This window comes from Vibrio sp. SBT000027, from assembly GCF_963894355.1.
Taxonomy (GTDB): Bacteria; Pseudomonadota; Gammaproteobacteria; order Enterobacterales; family Vibrionaceae; genus Vibrio; species Vibrio splendidus.
This window is the reverse complement of record NZ_CAWQGD010000001.1, coordinates 510,893-529,975: the sequence shown is the minus strand read 5'-3', so window position 1 is coordinate 529,975 and position 19,083 is coordinate 510,893. Positions and strand designations below refer to the sequence as shown.

Sequence of the window (19,083 nt, the reverse complement as noted above, 5' to 3'; positions counted from 1 at the left end):
AAATATAATACAAAAATGCCCGCTATTAGTGCGGGCAATATAACGACGGTTTATTCTACCAGATGAGCATTCATTATTGAGTGACCGAGGTTGTATTTTCGTACGGCGTAAGCAAAAAACCACCTATTTTCAAGCCACTCAACATCATTATTTAGCTGCTTTTTCTCGAACGTCAGTCAGCTTAGAAGCGATACGATTTACCCCTTCGTGAGCAAATATTTCGTCCAAGTTCATTGATAGTTTACGACGCCAGTTAGGGTATTCATCAACAGTGCCCGGAATGTTTACTGGCTTGTCCATCTCTAACCAATCTTCCAGTTGAACACTAAGAAGTGTCGAACCACCAGCCGCAACGTGCAGCTGAAGTGCTTCGGCAAGATAAGAGTCCATCGGTACTTGGCTTGCATCACGACCAACACCTTCAGGTAAGAAGCCATGCCATGCTACTGAATCTAAGATACCTTGTTTGCACTCCAGACGGTCGTCGAACAAGGTTTCTAGCTGTTCTGCATCTGGGTATAAACCAATCTCTTGACCCATTTTCAAGTCATCACAATGCCAGAAGCCGCGAAGCGTTGGCATATCATGAGTACAAAGTGCCGCCATCGATTGTGGTGCATAATGTTTCGGTGAGATAAAGCCACCGTCATCTTCTGATGTTTCGAAGAAGAATACTTTGTAAGAATGCACGCCCGCATCCGCTAGGATATCGACGATTTCATCCGGCACCGTACCTAAGTCTTCACCGATAACGCTGCATTGGTAACGGTGAGATTCAAGCGCCAGAATTGACAACATGTCTTGTACTGGGTAGTAGATGTACGCACCCTTGGTTGCGTTTTCACCTTTTGGAATCCACCACAAACGCAGTAGGCCTAATACGTGGTCAATACGAAGGGCACCACAGTGCTTCATATTGGCACGGAGTAGCTTGATATATGCGTCGTAGCTTGTTTCTTGAAGCATTTCAGGATTAAGCGGTGGTAAACCCCAGTTTTGACCTAGAGGACCAAGCACATCCGGTGGAGCACCGATGCTCGCATCCATCACTAGGTTGCCTTCATCGGCCCATGTTTCGCTGCCTGAATCCGCAACACCAACGGCTAGGTCACGGTACAAACCAACGGCCATGCCTTTCTCTTCAGCAAGAGACTGTGCATCGTTGATTTGGCAATCCGCTAACCACTGCAGGTACATGTAAAGATGAACATTCTCTAGGTTCTCTTTAATGTATTTCTGTGTCGCTGGGCTTTCGAATGTACGGTACTTCTCAGGGAATACAGGCCAGCCCCACATACCTGAATCTTCAGCATGTAACTCACCGTGCAGAGCATCAAACGCCGCTTGATGCATCAGGCTTTCACCGCCTTCTTCAACAAACGCTAAGAACGCTTGTGCACGATCGCTGTTCTTGTCTAGATGACGAGTCTTAAATTCTGCGAATAACAGAGGCAAGATGCTCATCTTAAGCTCAGACACTTCGGTGTAGTTTACCCAGTGCGCTTCACGAGCTTTTTGTAGACGCTGTTGGAATTCAGCGCTGCCTACCGTTTGTTGTGCTTCAGCACTTAATGCGAATTCAGGTACTGAGCTCACATCAATGTATAAGATGTTCAACCAACGACGTGACGACGGGCTGTATGGGCTCGCGCCTTCTGGGTTCGCTGGGAACAATGAGTGAATTGGGTTTAGGCCAACAAAATCACCACCACGAGAAGCGATATCAGCAACAAGCTGTTTAAGGTCACCAAAATCACCAATACCCCAGTTGTGCTGAGTTCTTAGTGTGTACAGTTGAACACTTGGTCCCCAAAGCTTTTTGCCTTGCTCGATTGGTGACTGCTTGAAACACGCTTTTGGCGTAATGATCAATGTCATCTCGTAAGGCTTCTTACGGCGCTTACGGCTCACAATCAGCTTGTGATAACCCCATGCCAAATCACTTGGCAATGCAAACACTAAAGGGCCACCCTCGGCACGCTCGTCACGAACGACTTGAGATTGAAGATAGCCTTCAAGTACCTCTCCTTGCTCGGTTTCTAAGCGCCAGCTGAACTCACTTTCACGAGCACTTACACCTAGATTAAGCGCCACTTCTACTGGCTCACCGTCACGCAAGACAAGAACTGGGTCTAGTACATCTTTTTTGTGTTTTCTTTCTGCAGATTTAAGCAGTGCATCATCGCTGCTTGTATCGTAGCCCAATGAAGCCAATAGAGACGTAATCGTCTCTTCTGATACTTGTGCTTCATCGCCCCACGCACTAACGTAACTGTCGGCAATGTTTGCCATTTCTGCGACTTGTTTTAATACGGTCTGTTCTTTCATCGCTCTCTCCGAAAACGTTCTGACGCTTTCTATTTTGTAGGGTTGTTAATTTAATTTTTTACTAATCAATTAGCTTGTGACAATCGGTTTGTAAGCAGCTTGTTTATAAACGACAAACCTTTAAGCCTTTCGTTTGCTCACAAGCTAATTGAGCCAAGGCAGAAACTGCCTTGGCTACTTTGGAAGTATTAACGGTTAACCGCTTCAAGTTTCCAAATGTTGTTCACGTAATCGCGAATAGAGCGGTCTGATGTGAACTTACCAACCAATGCTGTGTTAAGAATCGCTTTCTTAGCCCAACCTGCTTGGTCTTTGTACTGCTTGCCCATGTCCTCATGTGCTTTCACATAAGATGCGAAGTCAGCAAGACATAGGTACGGGTCGCCACCGTCTAGTAGGCTATCAAACGTTGCACGTAGAAGGCCTGGTTGACCTGGAGAGAACTCATCGCCAGTCAGTAGGTCTAGAGATGCTTTCAGCAGTGGGTCTGCGTTGTAGTAATCGTATGGGTTGTAACCCTGAGCTTGCAATGCCACTACACCATCAACGTCTAGGCCAAAGATGTAGATGTTTTCATCGCCAACTTCTTCGCGAATCTCAACGTTTGCACCATCCATCGTACCGATAGTTAGCGCGCCGTTTAGCGCCATCTTCATGTTGCCCGTACCCGATGCTTCTTTACCAGCGAGTGAGATTTGCTGAGAAACGTCTGCCGCAGGAATAATGATTTCAGCCATGCTTACACGGTAGTCAGGGATGAATACCACTTTCAGCTTGTTGCCAATGCGAGGGTCGTTGTTGATCTTCTCTGCAATCTTGTTAACCGCGAAGATGATCTCTTTCGCTAGGTGGTAACCCGGTGCTGCTTTTGCTGCGAAGAAACATACGCGTGGCTCACACTCGAAACCAGGTTCGTTAAGAATACGGTGGTACAGAGATAGAATGTGTAGCAAATCTAGGTGCTGACGCTTGTATTCGTGAAGACGCTTGATTTGCACGTCGAAGATAGCGTTCGTATCTAGCTCGATACCCATGTTCTCTTGAACCCAATCAGCAAGACGCTGTTTGTTTTCTTTCTTAACAGCCATGAATTCTTTTTGGAATTTCGCGTCTGTTGCAAACTTAGCGATGCCTTCAAGCTGCTCTAGTTTTGCTGGCCACTCAGTGCCGATCTTGCCAGTAATTAGCGTAGATAGGCCTGGGTTACAGAACTTCAACCAACGACGTGGCGTGATGCCGTTCGTTACGTTAGTCAGTTTGCCAGGGAAGATTTCGTTGAACTCTGGGAACAAGTCTTTCTTAACCAGTTGAGAGTGAAGCGCAGCTACACCGTTTACTTTGTAAGAGCCAATAACACATAGGTTTGCCATGCGAACCATGCGGTGGAAACCTTCTTGGATGATAGAAAGCTTCGCTTGCTTCTCACCGTCACCAGGCCACATCTTGCGAACTTCTTGCATGAAGCGGTGGTTGATTTCAAAAATGATTTCCATGTGACGTGGAAGAAGACGGTTGATCAGTGATTCAGACCAAGTCTCTAGCGCTTCAGGAAGTAGTGTGTGGTTCGTGTATGCGAACGTATGAGCACTGATTTCCCAAGCTTGATCCCAAGTTAAACCTTTCTCATCAATCAGGATGCGCATCAATTCAGGGATAGCGATCGTTGGGTGCGTATCGTTAAGCTGAATTGTTTCTTGCTTAGGCAGATCTTCTAGAGAGAAACCTGCTGCTTCGTGACGACGTAGAATATCGCGAACAGACGCTGCTGAGTGGAAGTACTGCTGCATTAGACGCAGAGTTTTACCTTTCTCGTGGTTGTCATTCGGGTAAAGTACTTTAGTGATGTTACCTGCATCGATTAGCGAGTGTTGCGCTTCGAAGTAATCACCGTTGTTAAAGCTCGCTAGTGAGAATGGTGCGATTGCCTGACATTCCCAAAGGCGCAGTGGGTAAACCGTGTTTGACTCGTAACCTACGATAGGTAGATCCCAAGGCATTGCTTTCACTTCCATACCCGGAACCCAAGTACGAACTTCTTTACCGTCGATGTATTCAACTTCTACATGACCATAAAAACCAATGTGTTGTGCTAGTTCTGGACGAGCCACTTCCCATGGGTAACCTTCAACACCACGCCATGCGTCAGGTGCTTCTTGTTGACGACCGTCTTGGAAAGACTGTTTGAATAGACCGTATTCGTAGTGAAGACCGTAGCCCACTGTTGGATATTCTTGAGCGGCACAAGAATCCATGAAACAAGCGGCTAGACGACCAAGACCACCATTACCTAGTGATGGGTCGCGTTCTTCTTCTAGAAGATCAGTTAGGTTTTGACCTAGCTCTTCCATTGCATGAGTGATCTGTTCATACAGACCCATGCTGATCAGGTTATTACCTGTTAAACGACCAATCAAAAACTCTAATGAAAGGTAGTTAACGCTTTTCGCGTTCTTAATTTTTTCATCGTTTTCAGTTTCTAACAGATCAAATGTTGTGAGTTCTGCTAGCGCACGCCCCATTGCTAGGTACCATGCGCGGCTATCTGCGTTTTCAATCGTTGTTGCGTAGGTTGCAGATAAATGCTTCTTAACGCTTTCTTGGAACGACACTTTATCGAAAGTTTTTTGCTGAGTTGGTTTCATTTCAGAAATCTCGCTTTTAATAGTTCTAATTCATCTGTGACATATCGTGCATGGTCACCATTAACTAAACATCCTCCCGCTAACGCGACAAACTAGGAGTAGATGGGAGGGCGTAGGGGGCGTACCGACATAGGGTTAGTGATCTGACTCTCATGTTCTGACTTCGAACAAAAACTTGGAGTGACTAAGATCACAAGCTCCCGTTCGATAACTTACCTTCAATTGATGTGACTTTTATTTAACCGGATTAAAGTCATTATCAAATTTGATATTCAGATCACGAAAATAATTTCGTCCTCTCATCTTTTGCATAGATTCACGTGTTGGAATGAAGGAAGTCACATTCACAAACCAACCCGCTATGTGAGCAAAGTCTCAAATAAAGGGCGTAGAAGCCTAAAAACATGCAGGAGTGCAAGGTTTCTGAGGAGGATCATAGTCGGTGCCGTTTTGCTTCACGTAATATGATTGAAGACTTAAGTAATTAGGCTGATGTCATTCGATTACACTCAACGATAGATTGAGGTAATCCAGAACATAAGCCACGGAATAGGTGAAAAACTTCGACATGTGGATCCCTTCGAAACTGACTCGTCCCGGCCGCTTACATAATGCAATCCTACGACCTAGGGTTCTCGATCTGCTCCAACACGCAGATTGCTATAAGCTTGTATTATTCCGCTCTCCAGCGGGGTACGGCAAAACCACAATGGCAGCACAATGGCTGGTAGATAAACCCAATGTGGGTTGGTACAGCATTGATGACAGTGACAACGATGCTTTTCGCTTTATCAACTACCTAATGCAATCACTCAATAAAGCAACTCAAAATGCCTGCCCTAATGCCCAAAAGCTGGCAGAAAAACGACAGTTTTCATCGTTGCATTCTTTGTTAAGTGAAGTATTTGCTGAGATGTCTGAATTCCACCAAGAATGTTTCCTGGTGCTGGATGACTACCACTTGGTCAACAATGACGACATCCACGAAGCAATGCGTTTCTTCCTTAAACACATGCCTGACAACCTGACGCTTGTTGTGACTAGCCGTGGGACACCACCACTTGGCACTGCAAACCTTCGCGTTCGTGATTTGATGATTGAAATTGGCAACGATTCGCTGGCTTTCGATACTGAAGAGACAACGCGCTTCTTCAACCAACGTGTCGCTGATGGCGTAGATGACACCACCGCTGGCAGTATCTGTACTTATGTTGAGGGGTGGCCTTCGGCGTTACAGCTTATTGCCCTTCAAGCTCAGCATCAAAAACGTACCCTTGCGCAATCTGCAGAATCGTTCTCTCACTTTAACCATGCCCACCTTTGGGATTACTTGGTTGAAGAAGTATTCGATCTACTGGATAAAGAAACCCGACAGTTCTTAATGCAGTGTTCAGTACTTGATCATTTCAATGACGAATTAGTCTGCGCGCTTACACAGCGTGAAGACGCACTGGGTATGATCGAATCACTCAACCGATTTGGCTTGTTCATCTACCCTCTTGAAGGCGAGAAGAACTGGTACCGATTCCACAATCTATTCGGCGAATTTCTTGCCCACGAGCGCCAAGCTCGAATTCCACAGCAAGAAGCCGAGTTGCACCGAAGTGCGGCTAAGGCGTGGATCAAACAGAAAACACCTCATCAAGCACTGCGACATGCACAACGTGCTGAAGATCCAGAACTGATCATTCAAATTCTGACGGAACACGGTTGGCCGATGTTCAATCAAGGCGAGCTTTCATCGCTAGAGATGGCGATCAAGCAACTGACTACGGATCAACTATACAGTGAGCCGAAGCTATCAATGCTGCGCGCTTGGCTTGCACAAAGTCAGCACCGCTATGATCAAGTGGGGACTTTGTTGGAAGAAGCTGAAACTCAATATCAAGCTCGAAACATCGAACTCGATACCCAGCAGCAAGGCCAATACAATGCCTTGCGCGCGCAAGTTGCCATCAACAGCAATGAACCAGAAAAGGCACTGGAACTCGCCGAGCTTTCGTTGAGTCAGTTGAACACCACCGTTTATCGTAGCCGCATTGTCGCAACCTCGGTTGTAGGCGAAGTGAATCACGTAATGGGTAACCTAAGCCGTGCGCTACCAATGATGCAGCAAACAGAAAAACTGGCACGTCAGTATCAGGTTTATCATCAGGCTCTGTGGGCGATTCTGCAACAAAGCGAAATCTTGATTGCTCAAGGTTATGTTCAAGCTGCGTTTGAGCTACAAGACAGCGCATTCAAATTGATCGAAGAGCATCAGCTTCAATACGTGCCTCTACATGAATTTTTGCTGCGTGTTCGCGCTCAGATCTTCTGGTGCTGGAACCGACTAGATGAAGCGGAAGAGTGTTGCTACAAAGGCTTAGATATCCTTGGTCACCACTCTCCGAGTAAACACCTGCACAGCTATTCTATGCTGGCTCGTATTTCATTGAGCCGCGGCGAGATTGATAAAGCGTCGAAGTTTATCGACCAAATTCAACACCTGCTACGTCAATCAACTTACCACGTGGATTGGACCGCAAATGCTTCTTTGTCTTTGATTCTTTTCTGGCAAGTAAAAGGCAATAAAGAGGCAATCCGTGATTGGCTAAGCGTGGCGGTTCGACCTGAATCGGCAAGTAACCACTTCTGCCAGCTTCAATGGAGAAACATCGTACGTGCTCACATCATCCTTGAGCAGTATGAAGATGCGGAAGAAGCGCTGACTTTCCTTAAGAGTGAAGCGCAGCGTTCACATCTGATTACAGACACCAACCGAAACTTGATCGTTGAAGCGGTGTTGCGTACACAAATTAACGATGAAGACAGCGCACGCGTGCTACTTGAAGAAGCGCTTCATATGACCAACCAAACCGGTATGGTTGGTAACTTCTTGGTCGACGGTGGAACTATCGGGCATATCTTGGATAAATTGAGCAACAAACCAGGCTTAGGTGACTTAGAACGCCATCGCGCTCAGCAGATCATGAAAGATATCTCAACCACCCAACGCAGCCGCTCGGTTCACTTCGATGAAGACTTTGTTGAGAACTTGGTTAATCACCCGAATATTCCTGAGCTTGTGCGCACTAGCCCACTCACCCAGCGTGAATGGCAAGTACTTGGTCTTATCTATTCAGGGTTCAGCAATGAGCAGATAGCTCAAGAGCTCGATGTAGCGGGGACCACGATCAAAACTCACATCCGTAACCTTTATCAAAAGCTGAACATTGCTAACCGCAAAGAAGCAATCAGCACGGCAGAGAATTTGCTGCAGTTAATGGGGTACTAAAACGGATTCGAGATTGATTCGAGATTGATTCGAGATTGATTCGAGATTGATTCGAGAAAAGCTTAAGCTAGTCACTAATGGTGGCTGGCTTTTTTTTCATCTGAAGTTAGAGCTTAAAAATGTAGGAACTGGAAAAGAAAAAAGACAATCACCAAACGACAGGCAAAAAAATAGCCAACCGCAATAATCGCGATTGGCTCTATATATTTGTGAACAAATCATAAGTTCACTAACAACGTCAGTTGGCTAGGTGACCCTCGGCTTAAGAAGGGTCAATGTATATAATGCAGTTAGCGTGCCAACTTTAATTCGGCGTTTTATAAGCCCTGCATCGCATAAAAACCATGAATTTGTCATGCGAATTGCAAAGTGCATTTGCATAATGCAACCAAGATGCAATATTGATAAGAGATCAGTTTCATCTCTGCTCTTAATGACAAATTACTAAGTGGTTGTATTTTAAATGTTAGGCAAATGTTCACTTCAACTTATTGCCTTACAATTAAGAGAGTAATAAAAGCCCCTCCCCAATGGCATATTCATACTTTTTTTACACTAAAGTTTGTATACTGCACAAAATCACCCTCAACTCTATGAAGCAATGAACTACTTAAGTACTTTTTTCAAAGGCATGGCAATGGGAGCAGCAGACGTTGTTCCTGGCGTGTCGGGCGGAACCATCGCATTCATCACTGGTATCTACGATACACTGCTAGAAAGCATTCGCAGGATTAACCCTAGCGTACTTGGCTTATGGAAACGCGAAGGCTTCAAAGCCGCGTTTAACCACATCAATGGTTTCTTCCTGATTTCACTGTTCGCAGGCGTATTCACGAGCATTGCGACATTTGCAAAGCTGATTTCTTGGTTATTGGTCACTCACCCGGTGCCTCTTTGGTCTTTCTTCTTTGGCCTGATATTGGTGTCGGTTTTCCACATTCTTAAGCAAGTAGAAAAGCGCGATATGATTCGATTCGTATTTTTGCTGCTTGGCGTTGCTTTCGCTTATAGCATTACCGTGCTTAAGCCGCTGCAAATGGAGCCTACCAGTATCAATATCCTCATTGCGGGTGCGATTGCGATCTGTGCGATGATTTTACCGGGTATCTCGGGTAGCTTCATTCTGCTATTGATTGGTATGTATGGTCCGGTTCTTGGTGCGGTTAAAGAGTTCCAAATCGATGTGCTTGCGCTATTCCTTAGTGGCTGTGTGATTGGCCTACTGACTTTCTCGCACGTACTTTCTTGGTTACTGCGCTCATTCCGCGATTTCACATTAGTGTTCTTAACTGGTTTGATGATCGGTACGCTGCCTAAGATTTGGCCGTGGAAAGAGACCATCAGCTGGCGCACAAACTCAAAAGGCGAACAAGTTCCTCTGATTCAAGAAAACCTATCACCGTTTGATTTTGAAGCCGTAACTTCTCAGCCTTCTCAGCTGGTAATGGCTATTGTGATGATGTTTGTTGCGATTGCCTTGGTTCTAGGACTAGAGAAATTTGCAGAGCGCAACGCTGATTAATCATTCAGCCTACTTCTGGAAAGCGTTTAGAACGGATAATGCTTAGAAATACTAAGCTCACTTCTCGATTGAACAGACAAAAGCGAAGCCAATGGCTTCGCTTTTTTAGTTCTACCATACGCACAAAATTGCTTTTTGATACAAGCACGTATTGAGGGGTATGATAACATCGCCGCTCTTATAAAATTAGATGAGAACACGACATGCACCCAGCATTAAAGGTGGTGGCTCTTGGCATTGCTCTCGTGGCAGGTTTTTATGGACCGCAAGTATTTCAAAAATTTAAGTCGGTCATTGAGCACTCAACTGCCGAAGTCAACTTGGATGACTACTGCATGCTTTCAACCACATCGTGTGAGCAGGAATCCATTTCAATGTCGCTTGACCGAGAAACCGCGCAACCTCTTCTACCCACAAAGATAAAGGTAGTTTGGGAAGGTGCTGCATCTGAGACACTGATGTTATCGCTCACAGGTTTAGAAATGGAAATGGGATCAGCGCGTTTTCAATTGAAGAGCATTGGCAATAATACCTATGAAGGTGAAGTGATTTTACCTGTATGTACTTTAGATAAAATGACATGGGTCGGTGAACTCACTGATGGTGTCGATACTGTAAACCCTGCAATAAGGATGGCAAGATGAGTAGAAATTGGTCGTTAGCATTGGTTGTCGCTTTTGTACTTGGCTTTGGTGTCAAAAGCTATCTTGATGGGCAAAACGAAGTTCAAGAACAACACGCTGCAAAACAAGAGTTCTCCGCAACGACTCTTTTCGGCAAAGACAACCAACCAACGGAAATCTTTGACCAAACCGATGACAGAATTCGTATCGTTTACTTCGGTTTCACACGTTGCCCGGATGTATGCCCTACTTCTTTGGCTATGTTGGCCGGAGCACTTAACCAAGTTTCTGATGAAGCAAAAGCCAAGATTCGCCCAATGTTTGTTTCTCTCGATCCTGAACGTGATGCCGCTGAAGCCTCGTATGAATACGCGCAATACTTCCACCCGATGATGGAAGGACTAAGTGGTCCATTGGATGTCACAACGACTCTGGCTCATAACTACGGCGTTATTTTCAGAAAGACCAAGCTTGAAGGTTCAGAGTTGGAATACACCCTAGACCACAGCTCATATTTTTATTTTTTAAAGCCCGACGGTACCTTGATTACCAAAGTACCGCACACGTTGACGCCAGCGCCAATTGTTGAGGCTATCAACAAGCTGACGCAGTAAAACGTAAAAACAAAGAACTTACTCAATAAAGTTCAAAAAAAGTCAGGTCCCAGACCAAAAACATAAAAATTAAGGACAACAACATGAAGTTAAAAGCACTTGCTCTAGCAGGCTTATTGCTCACCCCTTTTGCTCAGGCTAGTAGCGATATTATGGTTCATGACGCGTATGCTCGTGCAACCCCGCCTTCAGCAGTGAACAGCGCGGTGTTCACGACTCTGATGAACCACAGCGATAAAGATCGCGCTATTGTTTCTGCAACAACACCTGCAGCAGGTAAAGTAGAACTTCATGATGTAATCATGGATGGCGATGTTATGAAAATGCGCCAAGTTCAAGAGATCACCATTCCTGCGAACGGTGAAGCGGTACTTAAACCAGGTAGCCTACACATCATGTTGTTCGACCTAGCAAGCAGCCTAAAAGAAGGTGAGCAAATCGAGATGACACTGACTTTCGCCAATGGTGAAACGCAGACCTTCGATGCGCCGGTTAAGAAAGTAATGAGCGGCATGAAAAAGATGGATCACGATCATCATTAATCGTATTCACAATTGATAAAATAATTTAAGCCACGCTGACTTCTCGCCATCGTGGCTTTTTGTTAAACTGAGTTCGCTTTTTATTCAAAGCCTGAACACATAAATAACCCAAGGAGAATAGAAGATGATTGTAATGAAAACACTAAAACTGGCAGTAAAAGTAGCGCGTTAATTTGTTTGGTTAATCAAACTTAAATACCGATCGACCAACATCTCGTCACCCGTGACGACCGTACACTTTTACCCGGTTTACTATTGATCGTAAGTGATCAATACCTGCATGCCCATTAGCGCATGACTCAATCCGGGGTCCTATCTATTTGAATTCGACCCAAGCTCAAAACATTTTTGACGTCTCGACGCTTTTTAATCTCAGCAACTCTTTTTGGTCTCATTAACTCTTTTGATCTCATCAACAAATTGAAGTCTCACAAGAAGTTAATGCTCTCATAAGAAAAGAAAGCTCGCACGTCTGGGTAAATAGACATGAATTCACAAAACGCATTTTCTCATCCAATGTCGCTTCAACAGCTTGGATGGCAACCTGTATTCCAACAACAACTGACACTCGAAGACTATGACCATTCCGTCATTGCTCGCATTACCGCGCACCATCGCAGCGGTTATACGCTTGCGTCAGAACAAGGCGAAATCGTTCTACCCGTTCATCAAAACCAACCCGCAATGACGGTTGGCGACTGGGTGATATTAAACGTTGATTTACAATTCGACCGCTTACTTGAGCGTCAGTCTCTCTTCAGCCGTAAAGCAGCAGGCAGTCGTGTGGCAGAACAGTACATTTCAGCCAATATCGACACCGTGTTTATCGTGGTCTCGCTAAATAATGACTTTAATCTGAGCCGCATCGAACGCTATCTAGCACTCGCCAATGAAGCACAGGTTGAAGCGGTTATCGTACTTACCAAGAAAGACTTGTGTGACGACTACCAAGACAAAGTACAACAAGTGCAAAGCTTAGATCCAATGCTGATGATCGAAGCCGTTAATAGCCTAGATCAAGACTCTACTCAAGTATTGTCGCCTTGGTGTAAAACGGGCAAAACGGTGGCTTTGATGGGTTCGTCTGGTGTCGGAAAATCGACGCTGGTTAACTCGCTGCTTGGAGAAACTCAACAAGAAACGGGCGGTATTCGTGAAGACGACAGCAAAGGCCGTCATACAACCACGTCACGATCGCTCCACTTGCTAACATCGGGTGGTTTATTGCTCGATACTCCTGGTATGCGAGAGTTACAACTCGCCGATTGTGCTGAAGGAGTAAGTGAAACCTTTTCTGATGTGGAAGAGTTAGCGATGCATTGTCGCTTTTCTGATTGCAGCCATGAGTCAGAACCAGGATGCACAATACGCAAGGCCATTGAAAGCGGTGAGCTTTCTGAAAGACGATTCTCTAACTATGAGAAGTTACTCAGAGAGCAAGCAAGAAATGGAGCCTCATTGGCAGAGCAGAGAGCGAACAGTAAACAGCTTTCTAAAATGTACAAAACCGTGCAGTCAGAGAGCCGTAATATCAAGAAATCGTCTAAATAGCCGATTATTGGATTAGGTTTACAACACGTAAATAAGCCCTATGTCCCTATCGCGTATTAGCTCATTAATTCATGAGCTCTTTAATGCATTGGGCTGGGGCTTTTTTGTATCAGCGAGGCTTCTTTGTATTAACAGGTCTTCTTTATATCAATAGGAATTCGATGAGATCATTTCTGCACACAATGATCTTGCTAATCGACTCTGACGACACCAGAGCCAGAACATTGACCCGAATGAGTATTATCATGCAGATTTATATCTCAACAAGAGTACAAAAATTTAACATTTAGCTCTAAAAACACCACGTAGCGCAAACAATCACCCTAAAAGTAAACTATTCCTAGACACCCTCTTAGATCCCGCTAATATGACCGCCCATTCCACTAGTGTATAGTTGGATTTGGTACAACTTTATAAAAAAATACATCACTATAATAAATTAACAATTGCAGGTATTTTATGCAAAATCACAACATGCTCGCCCGCATCGCTCGTGGAAATCTCGTTCTACAGATCCTTGCTGGTATTGTTTTCGGTGTCGTTCTCGCCATGGTTTCTCCTTCAGCAGCTCAAGATGCAGGCCTATTAGGTAGTCTGTTTGTTGGTGCTCTGAAAGCTGTTGCCCCAATTTTAGTATTCATTCTTGTTGCAGCTTCTATCGCAAACCAAAAGAAAGGTCAGCATACTCATATGCGTCCAATCATTGTGCTTTACCTGATTGGTACGTTCTCTGCAGCACTGACTGCTGTAGTACTGAGCTTCATGTTCCCAACCACTTTGACACTGGTTGCTGGCGCTGAAGGTGCTAACCCTCCTCAAGGTATTGCAGAAGTTCTTCATACGCTTCTATTCAAGCTTGTAGATAACCCAGTTAGCGCACTAATGAACGCTAACTACATCGGTATTCTTGCTTGGGCTATCGGTCTTGGTCTTGCACTGCACCACGCATCTGCAACAACCAAAGCGGTTTTCGAAGACCTTAGCCACAGTGTTTCACACATTGTTCGCTTCATTATTCGTCTTGCGCCATTCGGTATCTTCGGCCTTGTTTCGACTACATTCGCAACAACGGGCTTCGATGCACTAGCAAGCTACGGTCAACTGCTAGCGGTTCTACTAAGCTCAATGCTGATCATTGCTCTTGTCGTTAACCCACTGCTTGTCTTTGTAAAGACAAAACAGAACCCATACCCACTTGTACTGCAATGTATTCGTGAATCTGGTGTAACGGCATTCTTCACTCGTTCAAGCGCTGCAAACATCCCAGTGAACATGAACCTTTGTAAGAAGCTAGAGCTAGATGAAGATACTTACTCTGTATCAATCCCTCTAGGCGCAACCATCAACATGGCGGGTGCTGCAATCACCATCACTGTGTTAACGCTTGCAGCTGTACACACAATGGGTATTGAGATTGATATCTTCACTGCGATTCTACTAAGCCTTGTTGCTGCAATTTCAGCATGTGGCGCATCAGGCGTTGCCGGTGGTTCACTGCTACTGATTCCTCTAGCTTGTGGCCTATTCGGTATCTCAAACGATGTAGCGATGCAGGTTGTAGCGGTTGGTTTCATCATTGGTGTGATTCAAGATTCTGCTGAAACAGCGCTTAACAGCTCAACTGACGTAGTGTTCACTGCGGCTGTATGTAAAGCTGAGCAAAACAAAGCTTAACAGCTCTTGGTATTAGGCTTTAGCTCTAAGCTCTAAGCTCTAAGCTCTAAAAGCAAATAGCACACAAATAAAAAGGGAAGCATTCGCTTCCCTTTTTTGTTGTCTTGGTTTTCTAGATTACGGTTAGAAGCTATATAGATTTATAGATTTATAGCTTCAGTCATTTTTGTCTAACTCATCAAAGCTAACCAACACGTTTTAGTGGTTGCTTTTCCAGCTTGGATCCACAGCTGCCTGACTGAAGTCTAGAGAGTTAGGGCTTGCTTCTTTGTTATGCGTTGCTTGATCGCTGGGTGACCCTTGATTCGCAGCACCGCTATCATGGTTTGGCGTCGCCTGCTGGCTGTAATCAACGTTAGCACCTTGCTCACTCGACGCTTTGGTCTCTAAATGACTACCATCGACATTTAACTCTTCGCCTTCTTCATCGTGCACTTCTTTTACTTTCTTAGGAACAGGTATATTGCGTTTGTAGAGCTTGTTGAGCGCCTTAATGATTGAGTGCTTAGTGATTGCTTCTTGTGTCAGCTTAGTCATTATCGGTTTAGTTAGGGCCTGTAAGCCCACGACGGCATCGACACCAAGTTCCCCGCCGACTTTATCCCTCAAATGCTTCGCTTCTGCGTAGCCAAAATGAGCTGAGAGGAATAACCAGATATAAGCAATGGCATTGCCGTGTTCACCATGGTCAATCCAAGCTTCACCTGCTCTAAACATGGCTTCTGCACTGTTCTTTTCTGCGGCCGTCTCAAACCAGTAAACAGCCTCACCATGGTTAGGCTCAACACCCACACCGTTCAAATAACTCATACCAAGTTTGATCTTGCCGTCTAAGCTATTCTTTTCCGCAGCCTTTTGGTACCACTCGACAGAACTTTCGGCAGAGTAATCTGGGTTTTCTTTATCTAGACACCAGTCACCGATGAACAGCATCGCTTCGGTATTACCACCAGCCGCAGACTCTTCAATATAGGTATAACCCTTAGGGATGTTCTTATCGGTTCCGCGACCAAAGACGAGCGCTTTACCCATCTCGAATTTCGCAGACACGTCATTGTCCAATGCGGATATCGCAAGCTGCCAAAAGTTGGCTTTCTCTCTTAAAATCAGGTCTTCTTTACGCTTCATGCTTAGGCGCACAATGCCGTACATGCCATTGATATTATCGAGTTGCGCCGCTTTGTCGTACCAATACAGAGCTTCCTTAATATTGTTACGTTCCGCTTCTTTTGCCAAATACAGAATCGACGGTACATGCCCGGTTTCGGCTTTGAAGTGACGCTCTTTTTGCTCTTGTATGCGCGCTTTTTCAATCGCTTTTCGGTAAGCGACAGCGCGAGCCTTACGTTCTTGTTCCAAGCGCTGCTTTCTTAACGATAAAGAGATCAGCCACACGGCGACAAGTATTAACGAAAGAGCCGTCGCACCAATTGCGATTCCCATTGTACTCATAAAATATTTTAACCTAACTCGGCTGATACTAGCCCCGATATCGGGAAAGTGATCAACCCATAGTGAATGGTATGTTTCTAATTACAGGGAAAAGCGCCGTTATTAAAACGTTCCGCCCTAAAATGAACTCAGTTCAGTATCTCAGGAATACATAGCGATAAAAAGTCTACTTAGACCTATCCTTATGCACTCCATAAATGGTGTGATCTTGCTTCAATAGAGTTCGATAATGAAGACCACCTTTGAGCAAAATAATCTTAAAAAACGACAACGAAATTGATGAATACCTATCAGCAATTTCGTGTCGCTGTAGTTAGTTCAGTTGACCGTATATGTAAGCCAACTCGGCAACTGTCTTCGCTGAGAATTTCTTCATTAAACTCGCTCGGTGTACTTCTACCGTTCTCATCGCGATACATAATTCATCAGCGATTTTCTGGTTACGTTTGCCATCGATAATCTGCTTAAGAATATCGATTTCTCGCTCAGTTAACGACGCATACGCTTGGCGATACACATTCATGTGTAAATGCTTTTCAGAAGCCTCTAGCCCTTGCTTGATCGCCTCAGCCAATTCGCTGCCTTTAACCGGTTTTTGAAAGAAGTTCACCGCGCCGGCTTGTAAGGCTTCAACCGCCATTGGCACATCACCGTGACCCGTCAGATAGATCACCGACAGTGGGCTCTGCGCTTTCACCATTAACTCATGAACTTGTTGCCCTCTCATTTCAGGCATTCGGCTGTCTAACACCACGCAACCTGGCGCACTCAAATCCACTGAGTCCAGAAAGCTCGGGCCATCTTCATAGGCTGACACCGTAAAATCATGCTCTTCCAATAAGAACACCAATGAGTCACGCATCGACTCATCGTCATCAACCACATAGACCGGCAACGTTTGATGAAGTTCAGACATAACAAGATTCCTTATGAATCATTTGAAATAGAGGAAGGTAGTGTCACCGCGACATGACAACCATAAGGAGTCAGTGAAGTAATGCTCATTTTGCCACTGTGGTCTTCAATCACATCTTGGCAAATCGCAAGCCCTAATCCCAAGCCGTTTTCTTTGCTGCTCACAAAGGCTTGAGTGACTTGTTGCTCGGTAAAATCTAAGCCCGTGCCGTTATCGATAACCGACAGCATCATTTTATCCGGTTGATACTCGGTAATCACTTTAATTGTCGATGGTTCGTTATTTTTGTTACCAATATCAGACGTAGCGCTTTGTTCGCGATGCATCTGAGCATTACACGCATCAGTCGCATTGTTGATCAAATTTACAACTACCTGCTGCAATCCGACAGGGTCAACATATAGCGTGATAGGTTTACCCACAACATAACGTTCAATGGTTATCTTGTGTTTCTCTAATCTAAACTGCAGTAGCTCGATGGTATCTGTAAGAAGCACTTCTATATCAATTTGAGATTTATCTGATGAGCGTTTTTTGATCATGTTTCTTAGGCGCTGGATGATCGCATCAGCACGGTCCACTTGCGACTGGATCTTCTCAAATACAGGCTCTATGTCAGTCAGCGGTTTGTTCTTCGAAATCCGCAGTAAACCACCTTCGCTATAATTCCGAATTGCTGCCAGAGGCTGATTAATCTCGTGTGCCAAGCTACTTCCCAGTTCACCAACTACCGCGATACGTTGTGAGTGCTCTAGTTGTTCACTCTTACTTTTCAGCTTATACAGCGTCGCTTCTAGTTGCTTTTTGCTGCGACTGAATTTGTATTCTAGCCAGAAGTGGTAAGCATTCAGAGACACGACAAGAATAAAGAACGCCCATGCCCACTGTTGATTGTACTTGAGCCAGATTAACGCTTCTTTCCACCAAGGTTGTTGCAGTGGATGCATGTCGAGTTGTTGATATAGCTTGTCGATCGACAGCAAGCTTGTCGGTGAAGTCCAGCCCGATGCATTCGCTGCAATGGCTGGCGCACTGCTTTTTGGCATCGCAAATAACACCTGACTCATTTGTTTCGCCAGTGCCGAAGACGCTCGCTCTGTTTTGGCAAACGACCAGTTAGGGTACAACGGTGTAGACACCTGACATCGGAACCCTTCTGGTGCTTGATTCTCGATAACACGATATTGACCCGCCACCAGCAAACCTTCGCTGATCATGCTCTCGACCAAACACGCAGGCACCACCGCAGCTTCAATGTACCCTTCACGCAGTTGATACAAGCTAGCATCAATAGGGAAACCTAAGAACTGAGTATTAGAGAAAAAGTGATTGGGGTTGAGCCCTTGTTGCATCACTTGGTAACGCATAGTGAGGTAACCACCAAAAGCATTTTCAGAGACTGCCGCAATCGGCTTACCGCTAAGTTGTTCGAGAGAGATATAAGGCGACATTCTTCTCACCACCAAGGCGGAACCAATGCTGCGTGTATTACTGGTGCCTTGAGCTTCAAAGTTATGACTGGTCATGGTTGCCATCCAAGAAAGCGCATACTGGCGTCCTAATCGAACCGCCTGACCGGGGTTGGTGATAACAAAATCAACAGTCACATCTTTTACCGCTTCGGCCATCTCTTCCAAGTTGAAAGGCTTAAGAACAAAGTGTTTTCCGGGAATGCGCTCAGACAACCAATCCATTGTCGGCTGCCAACGCTGCTGTGCGGAAAGCTTACCTCGAGTCGCCAACACGCCAACTTCTATGATTTGCTCAGACTCAACAGTGCTTGTCGTTGCAATATCTTGCTCCGATTGAGCCGCTAAACACGCGCCTGCAGTTAGGCTCAACCAACAAAGGCCAACGATTGTCATTAGGTTTCTGACTGTCACTGAAATCTCTTTCTCCAAACGGACTGTTTATTCAATTTATTCTCGATTCATTTTATGTC

At 45.1% G+C, this 19,083-nt stretch carries 12 protein-coding genes; 7 read left to right on the top strand and 5 right to left on the bottom strand.

Translation table 11 applies throughout. The annotated features are described in order from the left end of the window. Positions 1-147 precede the first annotated feature (147 nt). The gene (gene malQ, locus AACU28_RS02250) at positions 148-2,328 is read right to left on the bottom strand and encodes a 4-alpha-glucanotransferase (RefSeq protein WP_121602251.1); all 2,181 of its coding nucleotides are present in this window, start codon (positions 2,326-2,328) and stop codon (positions 148-150) included. Between the two features lie 188 nt (positions 2,329-2,516). Beyond that, on the bottom strand, positions 2,517-4,970 hold the full coding sequence (locus tag AACU28_RS02245) for a glycogen/starch/alpha-glucan phosphorylase (protein WP_010431613.1): 2,454 nt from the start codon (positions 4,968-4,970) through the stop codon (positions 2,517-2,519). Positions 4,971-5,538: 568 nt separating this feature from the next. Between AACU28_RS02245 and malT the strand changes: the two genes are divergently transcribed. From malT to sstT, 7 genes are all read left to right on the top strand, one after another. Next, positions 5,539-8,247, top strand: a complete 2,709-nt coding sequence (malT, locus tag AACU28_RS02240) for an HTH-type transcriptional regulator MalT (RefSeq protein ID WP_102462186.1) — start codon at positions 5,539-5,541, stop codon at positions 8,245-8,247. A gap of 601 nt (positions 8,248-8,848) precedes the next feature. Next, positions 8,849-9,769 carry a DUF368 domain-containing protein gene (locus AACU28_RS02235; protein WP_032546399.1) on the top strand — a complete coding sequence of 307 codons (921 nt, stop codon included), beginning with the start codon at positions 8,849-8,851 and terminating at the stop codon, positions 9,767-9,769. A gap of 203 nt (positions 9,770-9,972) precedes the next feature. Beyond that, complete coding sequence (locus tag AACU28_RS02230) at positions 9,973-10,413, top strand: hypothetical protein (protein WP_004732102.1); 441 nt, start codon at positions 9,973-9,975, stop codon at positions 10,411-10,413. Then, positions 10,410-11,006, top strand: a complete 597-nt coding sequence (locus AACU28_RS02225; protein WP_004732104.1) for an SCO family protein — start codon at positions 10,410-10,412, stop codon at positions 11,004-11,006. The genes AACU28_RS02230 and AACU28_RS02225 overlap by 4 nt, the downstream gene beginning before the upstream one ends. Before the next feature lie 83 nt (positions 11,007-11,089). Further along, a complete protein-coding gene (locus AACU28_RS02220; protein WP_102445434.1) occupies positions 11,090-11,548 on the top strand; it encodes a copper chaperone PCu(A)C in 459 nt (152 codons plus the stop codon). Positions 11,549-12,034: 486 nt separating this feature from the next. Further along, positions 12,035-13,099, top strand: coding sequence for a ribosome small subunit-dependent GTPase A (rsgA, locus tag AACU28_RS02215; protein WP_108162053.1), 1,065 nt, complete (start codon positions 12,035-12,037; stop codon positions 13,097-13,099). 459 nt (positions 13,100-13,558) lie between these two features. After that, positions 13,559-14,773 carry a serine/threonine transporter SstT gene (gene sstT / locus AACU28_RS02210; RefSeq protein WP_004732110.1) on the top strand — a complete coding sequence of 405 codons (1,215 nt, stop codon included), beginning with the start codon at positions 13,559-13,561 and terminating at the stop codon, positions 14,771-14,773. A 198-nt stretch (positions 14,774-14,971) separates the two neighbouring features. Here the strand turns inward: sstT and AACU28_RS02205 are convergent, their stop codons facing one another. The 3 genes from AACU28_RS02205 to AACU28_RS02195 all read right to left on the bottom strand — a co-directional run bounded on the left by AACU28_RS02205 (position 14,972) and on the right by AACU28_RS02195 (position 19,024). Next, the gene (locus AACU28_RS02205; RefSeq protein WP_121602250.1) at positions 14,972-16,216 is read right to left on the bottom strand and encodes a tetratricopeptide repeat protein; all 1,245 of its coding nucleotides are present in this window, start codon (positions 16,214-16,216) and stop codon (positions 14,972-14,974) included. Between the two features lie 322 nt (positions 16,217-16,538). After that, the gene (locus tag AACU28_RS02200; RefSeq protein WP_102492353.1) at positions 16,539-17,141 is read right to left on the bottom strand and encodes a response regulator transcription factor; all 603 of its coding nucleotides are present in this window, start codon (positions 17,139-17,141) and stop codon (positions 16,539-16,541) included. A gap of 11 nt (positions 17,142-17,152) precedes the next feature. Continuing rightward, on the bottom strand, positions 17,153-19,024 hold the full coding sequence (locus AACU28_RS02195) for a sensor histidine kinase (RefSeq protein ID WP_121602249.1): 1,872 nt from the start codon (positions 19,022-19,024) through the stop codon (positions 17,153-17,155). Between the last annotated feature and the right edge of the window lie 59 nt (positions 19,025-19,083).

Bases quoted from the DNA above. Each gene is read 5' to 3' on its own strand.
- AACU28_RS02245 (WP_010431613.1), bottom strand. From the start codon at position 4,970: ATGAAACCAACTCAGCAAAAAACTTTCGATAAAGTGTCGTTCCAAGAA.
- malQ (WP_121602251.1), bottom strand. From the start codon at position 2,328: ATGAAAGAACAGACCGTATTAAAACAAGTCGCAGAAATGGCAAACATT.
- rsgA (WP_108162053.1), top strand. From the start codon at position 12,035: ATGAATTCACAAAACGCATTTTCTCATCCAATGTCGCTTCAACAGCTT.
- AACU28_RS02235 (WP_032546399.1), top strand. From the start codon at position 8,849: ATGAACTACTTAAGTACTTTTTTCAAAGGCATGGCAATGGGAGCAGCA.
- malT (WP_102462186.1), top strand. From the start codon at position 5,539: ATGTGGATCCCTTCGAAACTGACTCGTCCCGGCCGCTTACATAATGCA.
- AACU28_RS02230 (WP_004732102.1), top strand. From the start codon at position 9,973: ATGCACCCAGCATTAAAGGTGGTGGCTCTTGGCATTGCTCTCGTGGCA.
- AACU28_RS02225 (WP_004732104.1), top strand. From the start codon at position 10,410: ATGAGTAGAAATTGGTCGTTAGCATTGGTTGTCGCTTTTGTACTTGGC.
- sstT (WP_004732110.1), top strand. From the start codon at position 13,559: ATGCAAAATCACAACATGCTCGCCCGCATCGCTCGTGGAAATCTCGTT.
- AACU28_RS02200 (WP_102492353.1), bottom strand. From the start codon at position 17,141: ATGTCTGAACTTCATCAAACGTTGCCGGTCTATGTGGTTGATGACGAT.
- AACU28_RS02220 (WP_102445434.1), top strand. From the start codon at position 11,090: ATGAAGTTAAAAGCACTTGCTCTAGCAGGCTTATTGCTCACCCCTTTT.
- AACU28_RS02205 (WP_121602250.1), bottom strand. From the start codon at position 16,216: ATGGGAATCGCAATTGGTGCGACGGCTCTTTCGTTAATACTTGTCGCC.